The organism is Tundrisphaera lichenicola, from assembly GCF_051175385.1.
Lineage (GTDB): Bacteria > Planctomycetota > Planctomycetia > Isosphaerales > Isosphaeraceae > Tundrisphaera > Tundrisphaera lichenicola.
Genome location: NZ_CP195106.1, coordinates 5,397,627 through 5,422,043, shown reverse-complemented (window position 1 = coordinate 5,422,043; position 24,417 = coordinate 5,397,627). Strand labels below are relative to the sequence as shown.

The window sequence follows — 24,417 nt, the reverse complement described above, 5'->3', positions numbered from 1 at the left end:
ACCTAGAGGTTCAACAGTAGCAGAGCCAGGAGGGCAGCGCGTTCCGGGAGCGATTCCAGCTCCACCTGCTCATGATCGGCGTGAGCCCCGGCGCCCCGACAGCCGAGCCCGTCGAGCGTGGGGAGACCCAACGCAGCCGTGAAATTGCCGTCGGACCCGCCTCCGGTCGAACCTTCTCCAAGTTCAAGGCCGATCGATTGCCCGAGCGACCGGGCCAACTCGAATAGCCTTCCCACTTCCGGGGTTCGTTCCATCGGAGGACGGTTGAATCCGCCCCGGATGGTCAGTTTTGCCTCGGGATGTCCGGGAGCGATGGAACGGATGGATTCTTCGAGCACGAGTGCCTGAGACTGAGTTCTGGCCCGGACGTCGATGCGGGCCGAGGCGCGGGCCGCGACCACATTCGGCGTCGTACCCCCCTCGATAATCCCGACGTTGACCGAGATTCCCGCCGCCGGATCGTTCAAGTCATGAAGGCGGAGGACCAGCCTCGCAAGTTCCTCGATCGCGCTGATGCCCTTCTCGGGCTCGACGCCCGCGTGAGCTGGCCGTCCTTCCACCTCGATTTTGAAGGCGCCGACGCCCTTTCGGGCCGTCTTCAAGGAGCCATCAGTCAAGGGAGGTTCGACGACCAGGACATGAGAGGACGCTCGGGCCCGATCCTCGATGAGAGAACGGGAGGTCGGGCTGCCGATCTCCTCGTCCGAGGTCAGGAGTAATTCGACAGGTCGGGCAGGTTGGAGTCCGAGTTTTCGGAGCGAATCGATCGCGAAGTCGACCAGGATGAGGCTGGCCTTCATGTCGAAAACGCCCGGGCCGAATGCCTTACCGGATTCGACGCGGAAAGGCATCGTAGCCAGGGTCCCCATCGGCCAGACCGTGTCGAAGTGACCCAGGATCAGGATGGGCTTCTCGGAGGTTTCTCGACCGAAGAACCGGGCGAGTAGGTGGTCTCCTCCGGACGGATTAGCGAATCGTTCGACCTCTCCTCCGAACGACTCGGCTCCTTCGACTAGCCGATCCGCCAGGCGATCGAGGGCCGGTTTGTCGCGACTTGGCGACTCGAATTCCACCAATTGTCGGAGTGCGCCAAGCCACTCGACCTCTCGGGAACGGAGCATTTCGTGGATCAAAGAGCCGGGCATGAGGCGGATCTTTCGAAGGACAGATTGAAGCGAGTCGGTCAGCTGATCTCCAGGGGTGGTTAACCTATCTCAGAGAATAGCAATCTCGAGACGTTCAGGCCATCGGAGTCCATGGCGTCGGTTCTGGCGATCGATTCGCTCGACAAGGATAGACCACTTGCCTAAAACTCCTATTGTCGGCCGCGTCCGAGTTTCCTTCCGCGAGATTGACGGATCCTGAGGTCCGTCCATCTCATCCCCGAGGCGAATCTTGCTGTGATTTCACTCTTACTTCGTTCCGGCCGCCTGTCGATCATGGCCGTGTTCTTGCTTCTAATCGCACTCATCGTCGCGGGCAAGCGGGTCAGCTACGAACAGTCCATCAAATCTTTTTTCGCCGACGACGACCCGGCGATCCTCGACTACCGGAAGGCCTCCGACGCTTTCGGCGACGATAACTTCGTCTTTGTCTCATACGACGATCCCGCCCTGCTCACGGCCGGAGGGATGGACCGGGCCGAGGAACTGGCGAGGATGCTCGGGGAGGCGGACATTCCGGGCGTCGAAAGGGTCGAGTCGCTCGACGCGATGCCGCTGCTCTGGAAGGTCGACGATGCGCTGATTGAGATGGACAAGCTTCCGGGATTCTTCCGCGATCGAGCCCAGCGGGCGATGAAGGAGGCGATCCGGAATCTCAGACTTCAAGGCACGAGTGCCCTTTCTGTCGGTGGTGCGATCCGATCCGCCGACGCCCGTGGACTGGCCGATCTCAAGGCCCGATTGACCAGGCACCCACTCTTCGTCGGAACCTTGATCGATCCGGAGGCCAAGTCCACAGCGCTCGTGGTCCGTCTCAAGAAAATCGAGGAATTCGACGTTCAGTCGTCGGTCAAGAGACTCAGAGAGCAAGCCGACGGATTCGCCGCCAAACACAAGCTAGTTCGCCCGGCGATCGTCGGGCCGCCGGTCCTCCTGGCCGATGGTTTCAATAGCATTGATGTTGATGGACGCCGGCTGGCGATCGTGGGCATGATTTTGATCGGGGTTGTCACCCTGACGGCCACGAAAAGTCTCTGGTGGGCGTTGGTTCCCTTGATCTCAGGATGGGTGGTCTGGCTGGCCACCGAATGGGTCCTGGCGACCTTCAACATGAAACTCTCCCTCTCCGGAGGGCCACTGGTGGCCCAGATCATCGTCCTGACGATGCCGGCGGCGAGCCACCTGGCCATTCATTTCCGAGATGAACGGAGGCGAGAGGGTGATGTCCGGATCGCGTCCCGGAAGACTCTGGAGGCGGTCTCTGCTCCCATCTTCTGGTGTGCGATCACCGGTGCGATCGGCTATGGGGCCTTGGTGACGAGCAATGTGGTCCCGATCCAGCAATTCGGTTGGATCATGGGTACTTGCACCCTACTGGCGGCCCTCCTCGTTATGGTCATCTCGCCGGCTGCGATGAATCCGCCCTTCCGGCTGGATCTCCCTGTGAAACTCGGGACATCTTCAAGCGTCGGCCAGCGTGTCGGAAGGGTCACCGGTTGGGTTTACCATCATCCCGCGAGGATCGTGATCGCGATCATTGTCGCTGTCGTTCCCATCTCATTGGGAATGACAAGGTTGTCCTACGAGTCGAATTACATCAATGCCTTCAAGCCTGATACTCGGGTCGTGCGCGACTACCAGACGGTTGAATCGAGACTCGGGGGGATCGGTGTCGTCGAGTTGATCGTACCGGCGGAAGAGACAATCTCAGCGACGACTCTGGAGCGTTTTCGGTCGGTCGAAGAAGGCCTTATCGGCCAATCGGGCGGACGGCCGGGAGCTTCGCATGTCTTGTCGTTGGCCACGGTGCTCGATCCCGATCGGCGGATCACGGCGCTTCCGGAGGAATCGGCGAACCGGATCCTGGCGACGAAAATCGACCTGATCTCGAGCTCTCCGCAGGCCGAACTACTCCAGGGATTCTGGAACTCGCGGGCAAAAGAAGCCCGAATCCTGGTCCGTCTGGTCGAGCAACAACCAGCCTCGGACAAGTCGGCCATCTTCGATCGAGCCACGACTCAGGCCCGTGCCGCCTTCGGACCGGAGACCTTTTTGACGGGCCTCTCATTCTTGATGACCAAGACGACCGAAGGAGTGATCCGGACTCAATGGACCACGTTTACCTGGTCCGTGGTCGGTATTCTACTGATGCTCGCGATCGCCCTTCGAGGTCCGGTCCTGGCCTGCCTGGCCATCCTACCCACGCTCCTGTCGGTGGCCCTGGTCCTCGGCTTGATGGGGTGGATGGGGATCAAGCTGGATCTGGCGACGGCCCTGGTGGCCAGCGTGGCCCTTGGACTATCCGTGGATGACACCTTCCACTGTTTACTCCAGTTCCATCGGTACCGACGATCGGAGCCATTTCGCGAGAGTCTGTTCGCCAGCTATGCCGTTACCGGCCCCGGTGTTCTGCTCTCGAGTATCGCTGTCGCGGTTGGATTTCTGGCGCTTCGATTCAGCGAATTCACTCCCTTCTCGAACTTCGGGGCGATGGTGGCCATCGCCACAGCGGGGAGCACGATCGGCAACATCCTACTATTGCCCGCGTGCCTTACTCTGGGCGAACGTCTGAAGAAGGCCCGGAACCAGCTACCTGTCGCCGCCGAGGCTTGAGACGGTCTTCCTGCGTTATATCAGCTCGGAACCGATCCATCAGGAGACGGCTTGCAACTCGCTCGGCTCGAGTTGATCGGCGAAACGTTCGCGAGGTAGGCGCGAGAGCCAGACCCAGTAGATGACTCCCGACGCCATCAGGCCCACGCTGATCAGCTGCGATATTGTCATCCCGGCGAAGAAGATACCTTCGTCATTTCGAAGGTGTTCGACCAGGTAGCGCGTGACCGGATAGGTGATCATAAGCAACCCCATGACCTCACCATCGCGCCGACGGAGCGGGTAATAGGCGGAGAGCAGGAGGGTCAGGATCAATCCGTCGATCGTCGAGTAGAGCTGGGTGGGATGGAGGGCGAGGGAATGTTCGGCATTGGGCGGGATCAGGTGACGGCTGACCTCGGCCTGCCAGGGGGGTGAGAGCTTGGGGAACGAGACGGCCCAGGGCAAATCGCAAGTGTCCCCGTAGCAGCATCCGTTCAGGAAACAGCCGAGCCTGCCGATGGCAATCCCAAGGGCCAGCGACGGGGCGATCACGTCCAGCATCGGCCGGAGCGGGAAGGGCCGGATGAGGCGATAGACCAGGAACGCGGCCGTCCCTCCGATGATACTCCCGTAAAGGACGATCCCCCCGTTCCAGATCTGGAAGATCTCCCAGAACGAGTGAATCCGCGTTCCCCAGTACTGACCAACGTAAAATCCCCTCGCTCCGATCAAGCCCCCGAGGAAGACGTACAGGGCCAGATCGTAGACGATTTCGGGGTCGATCTTCTCCCGACGGGCCCGCCAGGCGGCGAGGTTCATCGAGGCCAGGAAGGCGAAGAAGAGCATCAGGCCGTAGCCGAAGATTTTCACCCCGATACCGGGAACCTCGAAGAGAATCTGCCTCATGATTGGCCTCGTACTTCCGGTTCGGTCGCGATTCAACCGGGCAAGGGGGCGTTGTCGATGAGTCGGGCGGGGCCGACCCGCACCGCCAGCAAGGCGACGGTCCGAGATCCGGGCCCGACCGCTCGTGCTGGTTCCAGGGTCTCGGAGTCGGCCACTTCCGCGTAATCCAGCCGCGCCAGGGGCTCTGATCCTACCGATTCGCGGAGAATCTGTCGAATCCGCTCGGCATCTCGTTCCCCTTCCTGAACGGCCTTGGCGGCCTGCTTCAGGGAGATCCAGAGGATCACGGCCGCTCGCCTCTGCTCAACGTCGAGATAACGGTTCCGGCTGCTCATCGCCAACCCATCCGGCTCTCGGACGGTCTGGACCGGCACGATCTCCACCGGAACGTTCAGGTCATCGACCATTTTTCGGATGACAAGGAGCTGTTGATAATCTTTAGTGCCAAAGTAGGCTTGGTCGGGAATGGCGATTTGGAACAACTTCAGGACCACCGTCGCCACGCCCGCGAAATGACCGGGCCGGCTGGCTCCTTCCAGGAGTCGGGAGAGGGTCGAAACATCGACTGTGGTCGAGGACGGACCCACCGGGTACATCTCACCGACCTCGGGGGCGAAGATCAGATCGGCCCCGCCCCGCGCGCAAAGGTCTGCATCGGCCTCCGGCGTCCTCGGGTAGCTTCGAAAATCCTCATTGGGGCCGAACTGGGTGGGATTCACGAAGCTGGAGACGACCACGAAGTCCGAGTGACTTCGGGCCTGTTCGACCAGTCGGAGGTGGCCATCGTGCAGCGCTCCCATCGTCGGGACGAGCCCGATCGACCGGCCGGAGCGACGGACATCAGCGACAGCCCGTCGAACTTCGGCGATGGTAGTCAGAGTCTTGATCGGGGAGAGCATCATCTCAACGGGTCCGATGCGGGCAGTCGGGATTGTTCAGGCAGTCATTCGCGATCGCGAGATCTTCCAGGATCTCGCCATTCACGATTGTCCGGTTCACGATCCGGGGCACGTCCTCGGGCCTCACCTGGCCATACCAGACCCCCTGCGGATAGATCGCGACGACCGGTCCATGTTCACATTGGTCGAGACAACCAGCGTGGTTGGCCCGGGTGGTACGAGCAACCCCGGCATCCTTCAACGCTTTCCGGAAGGCATCGCGAAGCGACTGCCTCCCCTCGGGATCGCAACTTCCTCGAGGATGGTCGGCTTCCCGAGCGTTCCCGCAGACGAAAATGTGGTGCGTGTAGGCGGGCATGATGGTCCGGGGCTCTGGAATGCGGGGGAGGGCTACATTGGCCTTCGCGACTCGGCGATGATATGGTGGAGAGGTCATTGCCACGGGTCAAGTCCTGCCCGGGTGCGACCGGGCCAAGGGACTGCTCGACCAGGTCGAGCCGAAATCCCTGAGACTGCCTATCGAAGCGGTTTTCTCAGATTCTCAACCAGGCCCTCGATATTCCGGCGGACCGCCGAATCGCCGGGAAATGGGGACTTTTCTCGTTCTGAACCCGGTCGCCTTGCCCTGCGAGGGCCGAAGCCCGTGAAGCTCCCGTCGTTGGATGCCCAGGCCCGATTTTTCTTCCGACTCATCGAATCGACCGCTCAACCCTTCGTGGCGGTCGACATGGATCTTCGGTTCGTCCTGGTCAATCCTGCATTCTCGGAGATGGTCGGTTATCTTCCCGAAGAACTTGTGGGGATGACGATCGCCGACATCACCCCGGAACGGTGGATCGAGCCCGGACGAAAGGCCCTGGCGGAGCTTCTCCGGACCGGACACTCGGTTCGCTACGAGAAAGAATACCGACGGAAGGATGGCCGAATCGTCCCGGTCGAGGCCGTGGTCGACCTGGACCGGGACGAGGATGGGCAGATCCGGGGTTATTACTCGTTCGTGACCGAGACCACGGAGCGAAAGCTGGCCGAGTTCGCCTTGCGTGAGTCGGAGGAGAGATTTCGACGACTCTACGACGAGGCCCCTTTCGGATATCACGAAATCGATCTGGAAGGACGGATCGCCGCGATCAACCAGACCGAATGCGAGATGTTGGGTTACGATCGTTCCGAGATGCTTGGCCATCCCGTGGTCGATTTCCTGGCCGAGGAATCCCGGGAAATCGCCAAGACGGCCGTGATGGAGAAGCTTCGAGGGGAACGCCCGCTGGTTCCAATCCAGAGGACCTATCAATGTCGGGATGGTCGGCAACTCGTCGTCGCGATCGTCGAGCGTCACCGATTGGATGATTCCGGTCGGATCATCGGAATCCGAAGTACGATCGAAGATATTACCTCGAGGACTCAGATCGAAGCGGCCTTGATGGCCTCGGAGCGTCGCGCTCGGGCCCTTTTCGATGGGATCGAGGACATCGTCTTCGTGCACGACCTGGATGGCCACATCCTGGACGCCAATCCGGCGGCCTGTCGACGGCTCGGATACACCCGAGATGAATTTCTGACTTTAACCACGTTTGACGTCGATGACCCGGAATTCTCCATCGGATTCAGGGAGCGACTCCGGAGACAACTTGATCGGCGTCACATCGTTTTCGAAGGGCGACACCGGACCAGCGATGGTCGAGTGCTTCCGGTCGATATCAGCACTTCGATGATCCAGCTGGAGGACCAGACTGCAGTGCTGGCCGTCTGCCGCGACATCACCGAGCGGAAAGCCCTGGAGGAGGCCCATCGGCAGTATGAGGAGGCCGAGGCCCGGAACGCCCGAGCGATCGAGGCGAAAAATCGAGACCTGGTTCGGTCGGAGGCTCGGTATCGCCTTTTAACCGAAGGATCGCACGATGCTGTTGTTGTGGCCGACGGATTGGGTCGGATCACGCTTTTCAACCCGGCCGCCGAGCGGACGTTCGGCTATGGAGCGGACGAGATCATCGGCAGGCCTCTCTCCGACCTGATGCCGATGGCACTCCGCGATTCCTACCACCTTGGCCTGGGAAATTACCTCGAATGCGGCGAGTCTCGGGTCATCGGCCATACCGTCGAACTGACCGGACTTCGCAAGGACGGCGAGGAATTCCCGCTGGAACTCTCGCTCAGCGCGGTGGAATTTGACGGGGAATTCCAGTTCATCGGCTCGATTCGCGATCAGACCGAGAGTCATCGGATGCGGGCGATGCTCGTCCAATCGGAGAAGCTGGCGTCGATCGGCCTGCTGAGCGCGGGTATCGCACACGAGATCAATAACCCGCTGGCCTACGTGGGGAATAATCTGGCCGTCCTGGAACGCGACTTCAAGGGCGTCCTGGCGATGATGGATCTCTATCAAGAAGCTCAAGGGGCGATCGCCCAGCTCGATCCCGAGCGCCTCCGGATGATCCAGGCGCTGAGCGATGACCTCGACTGGCCTTACGTTCGTTCCAACCTGGAGCGGATGCTCTCCAGGACTCGAGAGGGGATCCAGAGGGTTGCCGCAATCGTCCAGAACCTTCGGGGATTGGCCCGAACCTCGCCCCCGAAGATGGAACCGGTCGTGATTTCGGAGCTGATACTTCCGTCGCTTGAGATGGTTCGGGGCCGCCTTCAGAGGGGCGGCATCAAGATCATCGAGAAGCACGAGTCTCGCTCGGCAGTCCACTGCCTAGCATCGCAGATCGGTCAGGTGGTCCTCAATTTATTGGTCAACGCGATTCAGGCGATCGAGAGCATGGGACGCGGTGAAGGTGGGCGGATCGAAGTGGTCACTCAGGAAGTTGGGGATTCGTTCCTCATCATGATCGGTGACAATGGCCCGGGAATCGCGCCTGAGTCACTCTCAAAATTGTTCGACCCCTTCTACACGACGAAATCGGCCGGGGAGGGGACCGGGCTTGGCCTTTCGATCAGTCATGGGATCATCGCCGGTCACGGGGGACGGATCGAGGTCGAAAGTGAAGTTGGCAACGGGACGCGATTTCGTATCTTCCTCCCGTTGTATCCCTCCAAGAAAGCGTGAAGTGGGCGGAGTCGATCGCCTTTCGGACTCATCAAAACCTCGAATTCGCCCAGTATGCGACGACCGGAGCCAGATCCCGATGCAAGCACCCGCCAAGTACACCCTTCTGATCGTCGACGACGAGCCGGACGTCTGCGACTCGGTCCACGACTTGCTGCGACGTGAGTTCCGCGTGCTGAAGGCTCACAGCGGTCAGGATGGGTTCCGGCTGATGCAGGAGGAGGAAGTGCACATCATCATGACCGATCAGCGGATGCCCCAGGTCTCCGGGGTCGAGCTCCTGACTCGGGTCAAGGCGAAGAATCCCCAGGCGGTCCGGATGCTCTTCACCGGCTACGCCGACCTCGAGTCGATCATCGCCGCGATCAATCAGGGGCATGTCTATCAATTCCTCAAGAAGCCCTGGCAGCCCGAGGAATTGCTCGACGCCGTCCGCCAAGCGGCTCAGGAGTATGAAAGGCTGATCGGCGATTACGAGCGAGGAGAAAAACTTCGAGGCGAGATCGCCGCGCTACAACAACGAGTCACTGCCCTGGAAGGCGAGGTCCGACGTCTGGGCGGAAATCCGGGCGTCTCCGGATGATCGGACGATCGTGGGGAGATGACTCCGACATGGGTCAGGACGATCGAAGGCATACGCTACTCATCGTGGACGACGAACCGGGACTGCTCCAGTCGCTCCGAAACCAGTTTTTGCGTGATTACCGGGTGCTCACCTCCGAGGATGGACATTCGGCCCTGGAGATCCTCGGGCGCGAAGATATCCACGTGATTCTTTCCGACCAGCGGATGCCCGGGATGACCGGGGATGTCTTCCTTTCTCAGGCGAGGGTGTCGCGTCCGGATGCTGTCCGGATGCTCTTCACCGGCTACGCCGACATCCAGGCCGTGATCAATGCCGTCAACGAAGGGCGAATCTTCCGTTATATTCTCAAGCCCTGGGATCCCCTGGAACTCGAAGGAATCGTCCGACAGGCCGTCGAACATCATGACTTGATCTCGGATCGGCGTCGGTTAATCGCCGAACTCCGGGAAGCGAACCTTCGGCTCTCCCGGGCCGATCGCGAACTTCTCGAGGCCAACGAGCAGAAGCGTGCCCTGATCGAGACTGGTCGTCTCCGGTCGGACCTCGAGGTCCTGACGCGACGAGTCAAGATGTTGGAGGACGTCGTCTCGGGGTCGTCCAGTGGTCCAATAGGTTCGATTGGTTAGCTTCGGAGGCCCGGTTCAGGGCCGGTAGCGTCCCCGATGAAAGTTCGGGGGCGATCGGAGGATGGAGAGAGTGGTCATGCAAGGGCGGCGACATACGCTCCTGATTGTGGACGACGAGCCCGACGTCCTTGATAGCCTCCGTCATCTGTTCCACCGCGCCTATCGTGTGTTGACCGCCGAGGCCGGAGGACCGGCCCTGGAGATCCTGAAGGCTGAAGACGTCCACGTGATCCTCTCCGATCAGAGGATGCCCGGAATGACCGGAGATGCCTTCTTGGCTCAGGCCCGCCTGGTCCGTCCGGATGCAGTCCGGATGCTCTTCACCGGCTACGCCGACATCCAGGCCGTGATCAACGCCGTCAACGAAGGGCGGATCTTTCGCTATATCCTCAAGCCCTGGGATCCCCTGGAACTCGAAGCGCTGGTCCGCCAGGCCGTCGAGCAGTATGAGCTGGTCGCCGAGAGAAATCGACTGGTCCTTCAGCTCCAGGAAGCCAACGAGCGGTTGACCAGGGCCAACCAGGAACTGGAGGAATCGGGCGTCCTGAAGAGTGCCTTCATCGAGGTCGCTAGCCACGAATTCAACACGCCGATTACCCTCGTCCTGGGGCTCAGCGAACTCCTCCGGCTCCTCAACCCCGATCGAGAACCTCGAGAAAGGGAGGTGGTCGAGCGGATCGCCGGCAGCGCACGGCAACTCGCAAAACTCGTGGCCAACACTCTCACGCTGATGCGTTCCGAGGATTTCCGCAATACCCTCCACCCGGAACCCGTCAGCCTGGAATCACTACTGAGGGATGTCGTCGCGCGGGTCGAGCCTTTCGTGGCCAGGAGAGACCATAAGCTCATCGTCGACATCGCCGACGACCTCGGCGAGTTCCGATTAGATGCGGCGAAGATCGGAGACGCCGTCCTTAATTTGCTGACCAATGCCATCAAATTCACGCCGGATGGGGGCGAGATCAGGCTTCACGCCCGGTTGACCTCACCCGAAGAAGCGGAGGTCATCGTGGCTGATCGTGGGATCGGAGTCGAACCGAGGGCACTCCGCCAGATGTTCCAGCCGTTCTTCACCGAATTCGACCCGAGTCGACACTCCTCCGGTGATTTCGGATTCCAGAAGAGGGGTTTGGGCCTGGGTTTGAGTATCGTCCGACAATTCGTCGAACTCCACGGAGGCCGGGTCTCGGCCGAGAGTGAACTGGGCCGGGGGACGCGGATCACGCTCAGACTCCCTCGTCACCCGTTCCTTCCCGAGAAAGATGGGTTAGAATGGATTGTGCCGGATGTCACGCCGGAACACGGTTCCTCCGAGTCGTGATGATCGATCGGTCGGGAATGCCGCCGGACTGGCGCTCTCGACCCGAGAGGGAGACCTGATGCCGACCGCTCTGATCGTCGAGGATGAACCCGAGGCCAACCAACTCCTCTCGATGCTGGTTCAACTCCGCGGATTTCAGACCGACTCGGCGTTCTCGGGAGGTCAGGCCCTGGAGATGGTCGACCCGGTCCGACATGATCTCGTCTTCCTGGATCTGATGCTGCCCGACATCAGCGGCTATGACATCTGTCGGGTTCTCAAGGAAAGCCGATCTACCTGCACCATCCCCGTGGTGATGGTAACGGCCCGGCTTGCCGAGGAGAATCGACGTCAAGGATTCTTTACCGGGGCCAGCGACTACGTCTCCAAGCCCTATACTCCTGAGCAGATTTTCGAGGCGATGGAACAGGCCAACGACTGGCGTCAGGAGATCGCGCGCAGTTCGAGTGAGGGGCAGGTGGCCCTCGAGGCGAGGAACGAGGTCGCGAATTACCGCGCGATCTGCAAGCTCCGCACCCTGCTCCTGGAAAGAACCCGAGTCTCCGAGGACATGGCTCGCCGGATCGGACAGGTTCTCATCGACCTTACTTCTCGGGCCATCGAATGGGGTTCCCGAAAAGCGACCGGGACGGTTGCCTCGATCCATTACAGATGGGACCAGGATGAGGTCGAATTCGTGGTTGCTGATGAGTCCGGCTGGTTCGAGGCCTTTCCGCCCCGGAAATTAGAAGGGCTCGCTGGCTTGATCGCGAAGGGGCAGTTCGACAAGATTTCCTTCAACGAAGAAACCCGACGGTTGGTCCTCACGAGTCTCACTCCTTCCGAGACCTGATCGAGTCGTCGCCCCTTCGAGATATTCCCGGCGATCGGATTTTACCGCGACCGAGGAGGTGAAACTTGTCGAGGATCGACGAGTCGCCAGGCAGTGTCGATCGTGTCCTCATGCTCGCGGAGAAGGCCTGGGGTGGGCCAGCCTTCGTGGATTTACTCGAAAAGTTCGCGGTTGAGCGTCGCGAATCACTCCGAATCGCCAGGTCAGGGTTCGCAAAGTTGAAGCCCATCGAAGCATTCGACCGGCTCAGGAGCGAGCACCAGGACTCCGCTCGTCCCGACCTATCGAGGATTCATCCTTCCTGGATCGTCCGTGCCCTTCGGAACGAGTCTCCCTCGATCCTGCGACTCGTTTCCTCGCATGGCCCTCACTCGATTCGGAAAATACTCCTCCAGGATCGGGGAACGGCCGACCACCATTCGAATTCGCTTCATGAAGGCGACCCGGAAGCGATCGGCTGGGCTCTGACACTCTGGAAGGAAAGACTCCTGGGAGGACCTTCCGAACGGGATGATGACCCGCCCGTCGTGATCGCGATCACTCGGATGAAGCTTCGAGAGGTGGCAAGACTGGTTAAGGTCTGTGGGCAGGTCAAGCACGCTTACGCGATCGAGGGACACGGCCCGTCGCCGTCCGACGAGTCTTTGGTGAGGATGTCGACGGCCGATCGTGTCCGAATTGGCTTCTTCCGGAGGCAAATCGGGCAGGCCGATCGGCGACTGGTCGAGGCCGCTCGTGGCGATCTCGGGATGCTCGATGATGAGCGTCACCGGGGCCATTCCTGGGTGGGACTTCTCACCATCGGACGACTCCTCCAAAACGTCGAGCCGGCCCGGGCTCGCTGGGCTATCCAGCATCTCCCTTATACCATCGTCAAATCGATGAAGGCTCGATCGGCATCGACCCTCCCTGAGCGAATCCTGGCAGCCTGGGAGTCGTGGATCCTGGAAGCAGCCTGGGCCCGTCTGCTATCCGAAGGGAGGATGTGTCGCTATCGAGGTAACACATCGTGATCCGCTCCAATGTCCCGGAACCTGGCGAACGAGTACGACGGATCGGACAATCGTCCATCGGTCCTGGGCCGCTCGGGGTCCTTCCCTTCGTGCCTCGCGGTTCGATTCGCCTGGAAAAGTGGCTTGCAACCCATGGTCCGAAACTGGGACCGATTCCATGGCTTGCCGAACTCTCGCCAGTGCTGGCAAACGAGGTGGAGGCAGATCGATTCGAGGTCGACTGGCGAGCCTCGGGGCTGCGGAGGCCGGGAGCGATTGCCCAACTGACCTGGCCGCGGCTGGCGACTCGGGTCGGGCTCGGGATCGATACGCCCCTGGCTCATGCGATCGTCGATCGACTGCTCGGGTTCGAGCGGCTTCCGGCAGAAAGTCGACTTCAGGTGACCCCTGTCGAGTGGGGCATCCTCTCGTTCACAATCGCCCGAGTTCTCTCCCGGATTGATCAGCGGGCCGGTCCATTAGGGCCCTGGGATCTCCTGATCGACCGCGTCGGCCCCGACCCTTTCGACCCGGAAGGTCTCGGCCCGATCGTCACCTGGAAGTGGCGAATTCAGGTCGGGACGGCCTCTGGCGTGGCTCGACTTTGGATCCCTGAATCGATCCTCGCCCGATTACGTTATGAGGAATCTCATCCGGGAAGTCGCCCTAACTTGGCAATCGAACGATATCGTGAGCTTTCCGGAAACTGGCGAGCCGAGGCTGGTCGGATCGAGATGCCCAGGGGACTAGGACGACTCCGATCAGGCTCGGTTCTCCCGATCGAGGGCTCTCCCTTGAAGGGGACAGCTGCGAGTCCCCAGGGGCCGATCTTCTTGACACTTCTCGACCGGACCGGCCGATCGAGTTACCTGGCCCGAGCAGTCCCCAACTCCTCGGCCGCCCAACTGATTCTCGAAACGAATCTGAGACGTGAGCCGAGACCACGAGAGACCTTAGCCATGCTCCTCCCCGCCGAACCGAACACAGGTTTCTCGACCGAGACGGAGGCCCTTGGTCCGGCCGACGTGCCCGTAACCTTGACCGTCGAACTCGGCCGGATCAACCTCTCCTTGGGGCGGGTCGCCGACCTCAAGCCCGGAGATGTCTTGGAGTTAGGACGACACAGCCGGGAGCCCGTCGAGCTGACTTCCGGAGGGAAACTGATCGCTCGGGGTGAACTGGTTCAGATCGATAACGAGTTGGGAGTCCGGGTGATCCACGTTTTTCTCTGACGCCCTACAATGCGTCAAATGGGGTAAACCACCTGGATTGCCGCTTGCAAGAGGAGAGTCTGAACTCCCACCGAGATTACGGAGGCAGCCAGGAGTCGAGGGCTCGCGCCGAACCGATCGAAGCCGGAACCCGCTGCGATCAACAGGCCAGGCATCAATGGCAGCCAGAGTCGAGCGACTTCGCTCAAGTTTCGACCGCTGATCGTCAAGATTACCAGAACGATCAAAGCTGCCCAGGATACCCGGATGGACCTCCACGACCCGAATAGGCCGACCAAGACCCAGATGGTTATCGGTAGGCCGAGTCCGACGGCCAGTTCGATGGGGTTTGCGAGGATCCAGAGATAATAAGTTCGCGGATACTCATCATAGAATCGGGCGTGATTCCGCTGGTTCCACCACCAGATCACGAAGGGGTTCGCCGAACTAGCGGCCCATCCCAACAAGGTCGCCCCGAGGAAGCCGACGCCGGTGGCACCGAGCAGTCCGATCCGATCTCTCCCAGACTTCCCAGAGGTGAGGTAGAGCATTGCGACAACCAGGCCGATCGGGAGGAAAGCCAGGGTAAACTCCATCCCCACCGCCATGACAATCCCCGAGATCAGGGCCAGCCCAAATTGCCGGGGACCATCCATCCGACCTGCCCAGGCTGCCATCGCCAGTGCGGTTGTTGAGAGTAGGGGGAATGCCGTATCGGCGGTGGGTTGGAACAGGATGGCGGAGGGGACCAGGGGCCAGAAGGAGGCCGCGGCCCACGAGGCCGGTGCCGACATGCTTGATCGAGCCAGCCCATAGAGAGGAAGGACCGTCGAGGCGCAGGCCAGCAACGTCAACGCTCCAGTCAAGGTGAGCGATGCGCCGTCGGCCCGGCTCATCCCCTTGGTCCCTCGAAGTGCCTGAATCGCCATCGAGACCGAGGGGGGCGAAGCCGCGCTGACCACTCTTGCCAGTCCCGGGTTGGACTCCATCACTCCCAGGATCGCCCGAGAAGTGAGAAACAACCCGGGCGGGTGAGTCCCCACGTGTAGCGCATCTTGCCTGGCGATCCATTCCGGGTAGTCAGCAAGGAACCGCTTGGGGGCTTCCATCTCCGATTTAGCCACCGTGAAGTAGCCGCTCGAACCGGGGGCGTGGAGGGCGAATATCCACTTCGAGAGTCCATATCCCTCGGGTGCCCCTTCCTGCACCATCGCCTGGACCCCGACCGAGGCCATGGCCAGTCCCAGGATCCAGCCTATTTCGCGTCGTGTTCCTTTCCGGGCGATCAACGACCTCATCCCGAGTGCAACAAACGCCGCGTAACCGACCAGGACAGAAAGGGCCAGTATAGTCGAGAAGACCGAAGGCCTGGCGGAGATTCGTTGCCATTCCCACTCGCCGGGGAATCCAAGGGGGAACGATCCCCGGATGATCCCGACTGAGAACACCGCAACCAGCGCGGCTCCCGACGCCATTACCGAGAAACCTGTTCGTCGCATTCCCCGATCTTAGCCAGACCGGGAGCGAGGGTCGAGTCTCCGAATTCGATCGCCGGGTTGAGGAAACGGGCCTCGAAGGGTGTTATCTTCGAGCGACTGGAGACATTCGGAGTACTTGACCGTCCATCGACCGCCGTATCGGAGAGATCGAGTTATGCATTTTGAAAGCCAGCCACCGGCCGCCGAGGACGATCGCGCCAACTCCCGCCCCTGGTTCAAGGAACTTACCAGGTACCACTGGTTCGTCCTGATCGTGGCTGCGCTGGGCTGGATGTTCGACACTATGGACCAGCAGCTTTTCAACCTGGCTCGGAAGCCGGCGGTTACCGAACTCCTGACGGGTGCCGGCGGGAAAGCCCCTTCGTTCCAGTCGGTCTCGAATTTCGAGGGGTATGCGACCACCATTTTCATGCTCGGCTGGGCGATCGGCGGGCTCTTCTTCGGCGTCCTGGGCGACCGGATCGGTCGGGCCAGGACGATGCTCCTGACGATCCTGGCCTATTCGGCCTTCACCGGCCTGAGTGCCCTCTCGGTCGGATTCTGGGACTTCACGTTCTATCGGTTCCTGACCGGCCTGGGCGTGGGCGGCGAATTCGCCGTGGGCGTCGCCCTGGTGGCCGAGGTCATCCCGGCCCGAGCACGACCGTTTGCCCTGGGCTGGGTCCAGGCGATGTCGGCGATCGGGAACATGACGGCGGCGGTGATCGCTATGATTCTCGGGCACTTCGAGGTGGGGAACTCCTGGCGCTGGATGTTCGTGATCGGGATGGCCCCCGCCTTGCTGGTGATCCTGATCCGTCGGAACCTCAAGGAGCCCGAGAAGTGGCAGGCCGCCGTCAAGGCCGAGGATTCCGAGGTGGGAGGGCAGCCGGCTCAGAGAGCGGGCTCGATCGCCGAGCTGTTCGGCGACCCTCGATGGCGTCGGAATGCCATCGTGGGGATGATCCTGGGATTCGCGGGGGTGGTCGGCCTCTGGGGGATCGGCTTCTTCAGCTTCAGCCTCGTTAGCGCGGTCTTCAAGAAGGACCTGGAAGCCCAGGGGCTCTCACCCGAGGCAGTCAAAGGTCAACTGACCTGGCTGGTGGGCCTGACCTCGCTCCTCCAGAATTTCGGGGCGTTTCTGGGGATCTACGCTTTCACCCGGGTCACCGCGTACATCGGGCGAAGGTACGCGTTCGCCATTTCGTTCCTGCTGGCGATGTTCGCCACGGCGGGAACCTTCTGGTTCATCGACAGCGTGGACGACCTCTTCTGGATGATCCCGATCATGGGGTTCTGCCAGCTCACGGTGTTCGGCGGCTACGCGATCTACTTCCCCGAACTGTTCCCGACCCGTCTCCGCAGCACCGGGACGTCGTTTTGCTACAACGTCGGTCGGCTAGTGGCGTCGGTCGGACCGCTCTTCCTGGCGTTGTTGACCAGCCAGGTTTTCAAGGAATACGACGAGATCACAGCTCGCCGATACGCGGGAGTGTGCATGTGCGCGGTCTTCCTGATCGGCCTGATGGTCTTGCCGTTCGCCCCCGAGACCAAGGGTCAACCATTACCCGAATGAACAGGCTGGTCCCGGTCGAAGCGGAGTTTGCTTCGACCGGGACTGACGGTTTTCAATCCTTGTCGGGCTTTGAGGCTGGTGGTGCCGCGAGCTTTTTCAACACGGCGTCCCGGATCGCTTGCTCGTCTAGCGGTGGCTTCCCTTCGTGGGAAGTCAGGTCCCACAAGAACTCGAACCACTCCTTCATGTCGGCATCGCCGCTTCCTGCCGGGTTGGTTGGGATTCGAATTGTTTGACCATCAATCTTGATCTCGACATCTCCCGCGAAGGGAGCTTTGTTCCTCGCGAGCGATCGGACCCCGTAGTTATATTGCAGGATCGAGTTGAAGACGGAGTTCAGTGAAGCTGCGACGCGGTCAAGCTCCACCGTCTTCTTCACGATCGCGTTTCGGCCGACGATCAGCCGGTCGTCCGGGAAGATTTGAAGGTTGGCTTTCGCATCGCCCCGATGGATGGCCTCCAGGTCGATCCGATAATCCTTGGTTGGCTTGCCGCCTCGGGCGGGGCGGTAGAGGTGAATATCCAGCGGCTCGGCGGTCGCTCGTAATCCTCCCGCGTAATTGAGGGCATCGAGGACGGTTTCCTTGCCCGTGATGGGCAGGCGGCCGGGAACTCCGACGTCTCCCTGAACGAGGTAGACCTTGGAATTCAGCGATGAGAAATCGACGAAGACCCGAAGTGACTCCTCCGGATCGATCCGTTCGATCCGATTCGCTGCGGGCTCGGCCTGTTTCTTCGGACTCGAAGCCTCAGGCTGGGGATCCTGGACGGGTTCGCCGGTCGCAACCCTACTGGAGGCGAATCGACCACGACCGAACCCGATTGTCGTCGGGAAGAGCGACGTTGTTTCCAGGGATCGTCTCTTGGGCCCTCGACTCAACTTCGGCTTGTCGTCCGGGGCTGAGTTCGGCCTTATCTCACGCTCGGACGGCGTGTCGAGAGGCGGACTGGCTTCATCGGCCGGAGGGGGATCGAGATCAGGATCGATTGGAAATGGAGGGTTGGCCTCCTCCTGCATGAGTTCTTCTTCGCCCATAGAGGGCAGGAACAATCCGAGAACCTCTTCGGTCAGGTAATTTCGCAGATGATGGATGATCTTGACCTTGGCTTGTCGGGTCGTCAGCCCCCGGACATGGACATCTCCATAAAATCCGAGCGAGATCGTCCCATCCGACTTCACGAGGCGCTCGCCCGTAATCGGCCGGCCCGGAAGGGCTTCGAGGACCTCGATCACGATTATGTCGGGCGGCTCGATCACGAAAGGGATGTCGATCATCGCCCCCTCATGAGGCGGCGGGTCGTCTGGGATCTCGAGCGGGGGAAGGGGTTTGATGGATTCCTCGATATCCTGGAACTCTAATCTTTTTTGGGGTTCCTGCGCCGAGGCAGACCATGAAGCGATCACCGATATCGCGAAAATCATCGCGAAATAGATCGATAACCTCGGGCGTGGCATAGGTCGGCTCCGTGGCATTGGGGTTGTTGGTGCGATGGATGCTCGTCCAGCTTATCCGGGACGAGGCAACCGGCCATCGAGTTTATCGCTCGCGTCGCCACTCCGGGTCGCGAATGATCCACCCCTCTCGGCCGGTTCGCGGCCCAATCGTCGAGAATCCGGCGAAATAGGAGGCTACCCGTTCCTTGAAGAATCGATCTTATCGAGGAAGGTAATTCGTTCGATTCACCGCGCCTCTTCCGCAGTCGATCTTCGATACGATTCCCGAAACCAGGAATAGCCCAGGCATGATTTCAGAAACGGGAGGTGAGTTCGAGCTACGGAACGAACCCATTGTCGCTCGACGGAACGAACCCATTGTCGCTCGACGGAACGAAGCCAATGTTGGTTGGCGGAACGAAGCCAATGTTGGTTGGCGGAACGAAGCCAATGTTGGTTGGCGGAACGAACCCATTGTCGCTCGATGGAACGAACCCATTGTCGCTTGCCGGAACGAACCCATTGAGGCCCGACGGAACGAACCCATTGTCCGGTCTGGATTCTCCGACTATACCGGCGGGGGGAAGGTCCTCGATTTTCGAAGTGCGGCGTCCATCCGGTTCGGTTATATTTCTCACAAGCCCGGGGATGATCGCGGTGGCCGGATCCACTTCCCGTCGAGCGGCCCTCCTTGCCTCACTCCCGATCGGACGCCCCGCCTCATGGACGTCTCCCAGTTTCTGGTCATCGCCGGCCTGATCTTCGTTAACGGTTTTTTTGTTGCCGCCGAGTTCGCCCTGGTCAAAGTCCGGACCAGCCAGATCGACCAGTTGGTGGAGAAGGGGAACTGGGCGGCCAAGCTGACCAGCCGGTCGCTCGACCATCTCGATGCCTATCTGTCGGCCTCGCAGCTCGGGATCACCGTGGCCAGCCTGGCCCTGGGTTACGAGATCGATAAGGTTGTCGAGTCGTTCGAACCGCTCCTGAAGTCGTTCGGGTTTGTCGGAGAGGCATGGCACGTCGGCGCGTTGACGCTTCCGTGGTTGCTGGCGTTCTCGACGGTCACGTTCCTGCACATGGCCCTCGGCGAGCAGGCCCCCAAGAGCCTGGCGATCCGATCGGCCAAGACCATCGCTCTGGTGACGGCCCCCGTCCTGATCGCGTTCTATTACGTCTTCTTCCCGGTCATCTGGCTGCTCAACAACGCGAGCAACATGACGCTCTGGGCGATCGGACTGGGCCGATCCGACCACGCCGAGGTGGCCCACACCGAAGAGGAACTTCGGCATATCGTGGCCGAAAGCGTAGACGGAGGTCATCTCTCGCGGAGCGAGCGGAAGATGATCGAGAACGTCCTCAACCTGGAGCAGAAGACCGCCCGGAGGGTCATGGTCCCCAGGCCCGATATCGTGTACCTCAGCCTCTCCAGGCCTCTCGAAGATAATTTGAGGGTTGCTCGACAGGCGGGGCACACGCGGTATCCGCTCTGCGAGAGCGACCTGACGACCGTGATCGGCATGATCCACGTCAAGGATCTTTTCCGGGCCAGCGGAGGCGCGGGTAATCGCCCCGACCTCCGGAAGTATGCCCGAACGGTGCCATTCTTGCCGGACTCGCTCCGGCTCGATCAACTCCTCAACGAATTCCAGAAGAACCGGGTCCACCTGGCCATGCTCCTCGACGAATATGGAGGAGTGGTCGGGATGGTCAGCCTGGAGAATGTACTGGAGGAACTCGTCGGGGAGATTCAGGACGAATTCGACCGTGAGACTCCGTTGATCACCGAAATAGAGAAGGGGAACTTCGAAGTCGACGCGACCTGCCCGCTCGATGTTTTGGCGGATGCCTGCGGGATCGAGCTCCCCGAGACCGACGCGGAAACCGCCGGCGGATTGATCCTCGACATCCTCGGCAGGCTCGCCAAGGTCGGAGATTCCGTGAGCCTGTCTCATCATCGGTTGACGGTCGTCCGGGCTGACCCTACCCGGATCCGGACCATCCGGGTCGAGCCCTCACCCAAGGACACAACGCAATCCGTCAAGATTGAACGGAAAGGTTGAGCGGGCACTTGGATGGGGCAAGTCATTGCCAGGACTAACCCAGGAGTAACGGAATCGATCGCGATTGGGCCTCCGGTTCGTTAAGCTCGACGGAGTCAGATCAGGATTCGTGACCAGCACTCGCGCGTCGGGATGTCTCTTCATCGACATGGTCCACTCATGAGCTTTGGCCGCTTCAGACTGATCAGCCAGCTCGGCGCGGGGCGAGATGGGGTTCGTTACCACGCCCTGGATCGAGAAGGAGGGGCCTCGGTCGAGGTTCTCGTCCTCGAAGGGGCCCGGGCCGATCCGCTTCGATGGCCCCCCATCCAGCGGAGGCTCCAGCGGGCCAGATTGATCGAGCATCCGTCCGCGGCTCGAATCCTGTTCCTGGATATCGAGGGTAGCCCCCCGACTCTGGTCCGCGAGGGATTCGAAGGCCGGAGCCTGGCGGAATCCGGCTACGATCGCCTCGACTCGATCACCCAGGCCATCGAACTGGCCAAGGCCCTGGCGGCTGGTCATCGAGTCGGACTGGTCCATGGATGCCTCGGCCCTTCCACGATCTTCCTCCGCGAGGATGGCCGAATCGCGCTGGACTGGTCGGGATTGTTGGTGGATGGATTCGACTCTGCCGAGGTCGAGGTCGACAAGCTGGTTGCTCCGGAGCTGTTGGGAGGAGTCGAACCGGACGCGGCGACCGATGTTTTCGTTTTAGGGTTACTTTTCTCCAGAGGGATCAACGGCCCATCGGATGCTGTTACAGAGCCGTCTCCCGACTTGGCCTCGCTGATCCGTCAAATGCTGAACGCCGATCCTACGGCACGACCGACCTCGCAATCGGTTGCGGCCAGACTCGCCGCCGACCTGGTCGCGACCCGCTCCGCGCTCGCCGTGACGGGATTTGTCGGGGATACCTCGGTCACGGGAATCTTCAATGAGGAGACCGAGCCCTCCGAACCGGGACCGGGGACCGATCGCGATCAACTCGGCCGATTCAAACTATTAGAAACGCTAGGGCAGGGGGGGATGGGCACGGTCTTCCGAGCCCGGGATCTTTCAGACGGCTCAATCGTGGCGATCAAGGTCCTCCATCCGTCCATCGCCCGTCGCCCCGACTCGCTCCGGCGGTTCCTCAAGGAAGCTCGCCTCCTGGCCGAGGTCAATAACCCCTGGGTGACCAATTTCATCGAGGTCAACGAGGACGAGGGGATCCACTACCTGGCCCTCGAATTCGTCCAGGGGACAGACCTGGCGGCCTGGATGCTGGAACGGGTACCGACCTCGGAGCAGGATGCACTCGCGATCTTGGCGGACGTGGCCCGAGGCCTGGGCTTCGCCCACGAGCGGGGGATCGTTCACAGAGACGTGAAGCCCGAAAACATCCTGGTCGTGTCCGACTCGGAAACGCCCACTGGCCCGCTCCGGGTGAAGCTGTCCGACTTCGGGCTTGCTCGGCATGTCGTCGAGTCGGAATCGCTGGTCTTGACCCGCGCCGGTGCAATTATCGGGACACCGCTTTATATGAGCCCCGAGCAGTGCGCCGGCGACCCCGAGATCGGACCTCCCGCCGACGTCTATGCTATGGGTGCCACGCTCTACTCATTGCTGGCGGGCCGCCCGCCGTATACCGGCGACTCGCCCATGATCGTCATGGCCAAGCACCGGACCGAGCCGGTGCCCGACCTGAAAATGGCCAATCCGAGGGCCAGCGATGCTGTCACCTCGATCGTCTTCAAGGCCATGGCGAAGGAGGCCGCTCGCCGGTATGCCGATTCCGGCGAGATGCTCCAGGACCTGGAGCGACTCCTCCGCGGCGAGCCTACCGGACTGGAGGTCCATCCCAGACTTCCCGAGTGCGATCCTCGCGAGATCCTCACCTACGACTGGCGATGGGAGATGGAAGCTACCCCCCGAGCCCTCTGGCCGATGGTCTCGAATACCGAGCGGTTCAATCGGGCCATCGGCCTGAACTCTGTCCGGTTCGAGGACGAGCCCGAGGGAGATTCGGGCTCGAAGCGATCGGGGCGATTTCGCAAGGCCGGCGTCGACTTCGCTTGGCGCGAGCATCCCTTCGAGTGGATCGAAGGGAGACGGATGGGAGTGGTCCGAGAATTCGACCGAGGCCCCTTCGAGTGGTTCGTGAGCGTGGTCGAATTATCTCCCCGCTCGGGGGGGGGGACGAACCTCGTCCATCAGGTCCGGGTGAAGCCTCGAGGGGTGATCGGACGGACCCTCGCGGCGGTCGAGATCGGGACCAGGGGACGAAAGGGGATCGACCGGGTCTATCGCCGGATCGACGCGACTTTGACCGGAAAGCTGGGACGAGATCCGATCATCGACCCGTTCGAGCCTCCCGAACCCCTCACCGGTGAGCGACGACGTCGCCTCGAACTTTGGTTGGATTCGCTCGGAGAGCGTGGGGCTGATCTCAAGGTGGTAGAGAGGCTTGGCGACTTTCTCGAACTCGCGCCGGACCAGGAGGTCGCACGGATTCGGCCTCTTGCGATGGCTCGTCGACTCGGCCTCGATGCCGACTCGGTGGTGGAAGCCTGTCTTCGGGGGGCGGCGGAAGGGGTCCTGGTCTTGCTTTGGGATATCCTCTGCCCGGTCTGCCGGATTCCCTCGCAGGTGATCGATACCCTCCGAAATCTCCGGGAACACGGGAGTTGCGAGGCTTGCCGCCTCGACTTTGACCTCGACTTCGCCAATTCGGTCGAGTTAATCTTTCGGGTCCACCCCGAGATTCGCGAGACCGATCTCGGGACTTATTGCGCGGGCAGTCCCTCTCACTCTCCTCATGTTGCGGCGCAGGCCCGTATAGCGGCCGACGAGAGGCTCACACTCGATCTGGTCCTCGAGCCCGGCACATACCAGCTCCGAGGCCCTCAGTTACCCTACGCGATCGATTTCCGGGTGGAGCCGGCTGCGGCATTTCGAAGGTGGGACCTGGACCTTGGTCGAGGTCCGACCGCCGATCTGCCGCGAACTCTCCGATCGGGGGGGCAAGTCCTGGCGCTTGCGAACAGCACCGACCGCGAGGTGTTGGTCCGAGTCGAACGAACCGCCCCTCGCGACGACGCCCTGACCGCGGCTCGAGCGTCATCGCTCGCATTGTTCCGGGAGCTATTCCCCGGAGAAATCCTGTCCGCCGGGCAGCTCATCAACCTCGAGACCGTGACCTTGATGGTGACGGATCTCGATCAGTCTGGAGACCTCTACTCGGAGCTTGGCGATGCGCGAGCATTCGCCATGATTCATGAGCAATTCCGAAGGATCGATGAGAGGGTGCGGCTCGAAGGTGGGGCGCTCATCAAGACCGTGCATGAAGGTACGGTTTCCGCCTTCACCGATCCCGCCGCGGCGCTTCGCGCGGGGCTCGCGCTCTCGAGCGACCTCGCCATCGGCGAGATGACCGGCGTCTTGAAGCTAAGGGTGGGGATTCACCGAGGATCGGTGATGGTCGCAACGTTGAATGACCACCTCGACTACTTCGGGACCACCGTTCGAGTCGCTTCGAGATTGACCGGGTTTGCGAAAGGTGGGCAGGTTGTCTTGACCCGATCCGTCGCGTCCGATCCCCGAGTCGCGGCACTCCTGGAGAATCGAAGGCTCGTCCCCTCGATCTTCGAGGTCGAAGTCGAGGGGCTGGCCGAGCCTTTCATCCAGATCCTGGATACTTGAAGTCTCCGGTTCGTCGCTTTCCTTC

17 protein-coding genes are annotated in these 24,417 nt (G+C 61.2%); 11 read left to right on the top strand and 6 right to left on the bottom strand.

Going from position 1 to position 24,417, the window contains the following annotated elements:
* Nucleotides 1–2: 2 nt before the first annotated feature.
* On the bottom strand, nucleotides 3–1,145 hold the full coding sequence (locus P12x_RS21210; RefSeq protein ID WP_435006752.1) for a M20 family metallopeptidase: 1,143 nt from the start codon (nucleotides 1,143–1,145) through the stop codon (nucleotides 3–5).
* A gap of 294 nt (nucleotides 1,146–1,439) precedes the next feature.
* On the opposite strand from P12x_RS21210, the gene P12x_RS21205 reads away from it, so the two are divergent.
* Entirely contained in the window at nucleotides 1,440–3,776 is a 2,337-nt protein-coding gene (locus tag P12x_RS21205) for an efflux RND transporter permease subunit (RefSeq protein ID WP_435011706.1), read from the top strand.
* A 39-nt stretch (nucleotides 3,777–3,815) separates the two neighbouring features.
* Here P12x_RS21205 and lgt read toward each other — a convergent pair whose 3' ends face one another.
* From lgt to P12x_RS21190, 3 genes are read right to left on the bottom strand one after another with little or no spacing between them, the layout of a single operon-like run.
* A complete protein-coding gene (lgt, locus tag P12x_RS21200; protein WP_435006751.1) occupies nucleotides 3,816–4,664 on the bottom strand; it encodes a prolipoprotein diacylglyceryl transferase in 849 nt (282 codons plus the stop codon).
* 32 nt (nucleotides 4,665–4,696) lie between these two features.
* Nucleotides 4,697–5,566 carry a pantoate--beta-alanine ligase gene (gene panC / locus P12x_RS21195; protein WP_435006750.1) on the bottom strand — a complete coding sequence of 290 codons (870 nt, stop codon included), beginning with the start codon at nucleotides 5,564–5,566 and terminating at the stop codon, nucleotides 4,697–4,699.
* Between the two features lies 1 nt (nucleotide 5,567).
* Complete coding sequence (locus P12x_RS21190) at nucleotides 5,568–5,921, bottom strand: (2Fe-2S) ferredoxin domain-containing protein (RefSeq protein WP_435006749.1); 354 nt, start codon at nucleotides 5,919–5,921, stop codon at nucleotides 5,568–5,570.
* A 285-nt stretch (nucleotides 5,922–6,206) separates the two neighbouring features.
* On the opposite strand from P12x_RS21190, the gene P12x_RS21185 reads away from it, so the two are divergent.
* From P12x_RS21185 to P12x_RS21155, 7 genes are all read left to right on the top strand, one after another.
* Nucleotides 6,207–8,612 (top strand): PAS domain-containing sensor histidine kinase, encoded by a 2,406-nt coding sequence (locus P12x_RS21185; protein ID WP_435006748.1) that lies wholly within the window; start codon nucleotides 6,207–6,209, stop codon nucleotides 8,610–8,612.
* 79 nt (nucleotides 8,613–8,691) lie between these two features.
* Nucleotides 8,692–9,195, top strand: a complete 504-nt coding sequence (locus P12x_RS21180) for a response regulator (RefSeq protein WP_435006747.1) — start codon at nucleotides 8,692–8,694, stop codon at nucleotides 9,193–9,195.
* A gap of 29 nt (nucleotides 9,196–9,224) precedes the next feature.
* Nucleotides 9,225–9,824, top strand: a complete 600-nt coding sequence (locus P12x_RS21175; protein WP_435006746.1) for a response regulator — start codon at nucleotides 9,225–9,227, stop codon at nucleotides 9,822–9,824.
* Between the two features lie 76 nt (nucleotides 9,825–9,900).
* On the top strand, nucleotides 9,901–11,145 hold the full coding sequence (locus tag P12x_RS21170) for an ATP-binding protein (protein WP_435006744.1): 1,245 nt from the start codon (nucleotides 9,901–9,903) through the stop codon (nucleotides 11,143–11,145).
* Nucleotides 11,146–11,203: 58 nt separating this feature from the next.
* Nucleotides 11,204–11,977, top strand: a complete 774-nt coding sequence (locus P12x_RS21165; protein ID WP_435006743.1) for a response regulator — start codon at nucleotides 11,204–11,206, stop codon at nucleotides 11,975–11,977.
* 65 nt (nucleotides 11,978–12,042) lie between these two features.
* Nucleotides 12,043–12,990, top strand: coding sequence for a hypothetical protein (locus tag P12x_RS21160; RefSeq protein ID WP_435006742.1), 948 nt, complete (start codon nucleotides 12,043–12,045; stop codon nucleotides 12,988–12,990).
* Nucleotides 12,991–13,928: 938 nt separating this feature from the next.
* Nucleotides 13,929–14,201, top strand: a complete 273-nt coding sequence (locus tag P12x_RS21155; RefSeq protein WP_435006741.1) for a FliM/FliN family flagellar motor switch protein — start codon at nucleotides 13,929–13,931, stop codon at nucleotides 14,199–14,201.
* A gap of 14 nt (nucleotides 14,202–14,215) precedes the next feature.
* On the opposite strand, the gene P12x_RS21150 is transcribed toward P12x_RS21155, so the two are convergent.
* The gene (locus tag P12x_RS21150) at nucleotides 14,216–15,679 is read right to left on the bottom strand and encodes a hypothetical protein (protein WP_435006739.1); all 1,464 of its coding nucleotides are present in this window, start codon (nucleotides 15,677–15,679) and stop codon (nucleotides 14,216–14,218) included.
* 154 nt (nucleotides 15,680–15,833) lie between these two features.
* Between P12x_RS21150 and P12x_RS21145 the strand changes: the two genes are divergently transcribed.
* On the top strand, nucleotides 15,834–17,234 hold the full coding sequence (locus tag P12x_RS21145) for an MFS transporter (protein WP_435006738.1): 1,401 nt from the start codon (nucleotides 15,834–15,836) through the stop codon (nucleotides 17,232–17,234).
* 52 nt (nucleotides 17,235–17,286) lie between these two features.
* Here P12x_RS21145 and P12x_RS21140 read toward each other — a convergent pair whose 3' ends face one another.
* A complete protein-coding gene (locus P12x_RS21140) occupies nucleotides 17,287–18,510 on the bottom strand; it encodes a polysaccharide biosynthesis/export family protein (RefSeq protein ID WP_435006737.1) in 1,224 nt (407 codons plus the stop codon).
* Nucleotides 18,511–19,391: 881 nt separating this feature from the next.
* Here P12x_RS21140 and P12x_RS21135 point away from each other — a divergent pair.
* Both P12x_RS21135 and P12x_RS21130 read left to right on the top strand, forming a co-directional pair.
* Nucleotides 19,392–20,729 (top strand): hemolysin family protein, encoded by a 1,338-nt coding sequence (locus P12x_RS21135; protein ID WP_435006736.1) that lies wholly within the window; start codon nucleotides 19,392–19,394, stop codon nucleotides 20,727–20,729.
* Between the two features lie 159 nt (nucleotides 20,730–20,888).
* Complete coding sequence (locus P12x_RS21130) at nucleotides 20,889–24,392, top strand: protein kinase domain-containing protein (protein WP_435006735.1); 3,504 nt, start codon at nucleotides 20,889–20,891, stop codon at nucleotides 24,390–24,392.
* The last annotated feature ends 25 nt before the right edge of the window (nucleotides 24,393–24,417 follow it).

What these genes read in the sequence shown, in the direction of transcription:
- panC (WP_435006750.1), bottom strand. Translation starts at nt 5,566, where the DNA reads ATGATGCTCTCCCCGATCAAGACTCTGACTACCATCGCCGAAGTTCGA.
- P12x_RS21190 (WP_435006749.1), bottom strand. Translation starts at nt 5,921, where the DNA reads ATGCCCGCCTACACGCACCACATTTTCGTCTGCGGGAACGCTCGGGAA.
- P12x_RS21130 (WP_435006735.1), top strand. Translation starts at nt 20,889, where the DNA reads ATGAGCTTTGGCCGCTTCAGACTGATCAGCCAGCTCGGCGCGGGGCGA.
- lgt (WP_435006751.1), bottom strand. Translation starts at nt 4,664, where the DNA reads ATGAGGCAGATTCTCTTCGAGGTTCCCGGTATCGGGGTGAAAATCTTC.
- P12x_RS21210 (WP_435006752.1), bottom strand. Translation starts at nt 1,145, where the DNA reads ATGCCCGGCTCTTTGATCCACGAAATGCTCCGTTCCCGAGAGGTCGAG.
- P12x_RS21205 (WP_435011706.1), top strand. Translation starts at nt 1,440, where the DNA reads ATGGCCGTGTTCTTGCTTCTAATCGCACTCATCGTCGCGGGCAAGCGG.
- P12x_RS21150 (WP_435006739.1), bottom strand. Translation starts at nt 15,679, where the DNA reads ATGCGACGAACAGGTTTCTCGGTAATGGCGTCGGGAGCCGCGCTGGTT.
- P12x_RS21135 (WP_435006736.1), top strand. Translation starts at nt 19,392, where the DNA reads ATGGACGTCTCCCAGTTTCTGGTCATCGCCGGCCTGATCTTCGTTAAC.
- P12x_RS21165 (WP_435006743.1), top strand. Translation starts at nt 11,204, where the DNA reads ATGCCGACCGCTCTGATCGTCGAGGATGAACCCGAGGCCAACCAACTC.
- P12x_RS21145 (WP_435006738.1), top strand. Translation starts at nt 15,834, where the DNA reads ATGCATTTTGAAAGCCAGCCACCGGCCGCCGAGGACGATCGCGCCAAC.
- P12x_RS21140 (WP_435006737.1), bottom strand. Translation starts at nt 18,510, where the DNA reads ATGATCGACATCCCTTTCGTGATCGAGCCGCCCGACATAATCGTGATC.
- P12x_RS21170 (WP_435006744.1), top strand. Translation starts at nt 9,901, where the DNA reads ATGCAAGGGCGGCGACATACGCTCCTGATTGTGGACGACGAGCCCGAC.
- P12x_RS21180 (WP_435006747.1), top strand. Translation starts at nt 8,692, where the DNA reads ATGCAAGCACCCGCCAAGTACACCCTTCTGATCGTCGACGACGAGCCG.
- P12x_RS21155 (WP_435006741.1), top strand. Translation starts at nt 13,929, where the DNA reads ATGCTCCTCCCCGCCGAACCGAACACAGGTTTCTCGACCGAGACGGAG.
- P12x_RS21175 (WP_435006746.1), top strand. Translation starts at nt 9,225, where the DNA reads ATGGGTCAGGACGATCGAAGGCATACGCTACTCATCGTGGACGACGAA.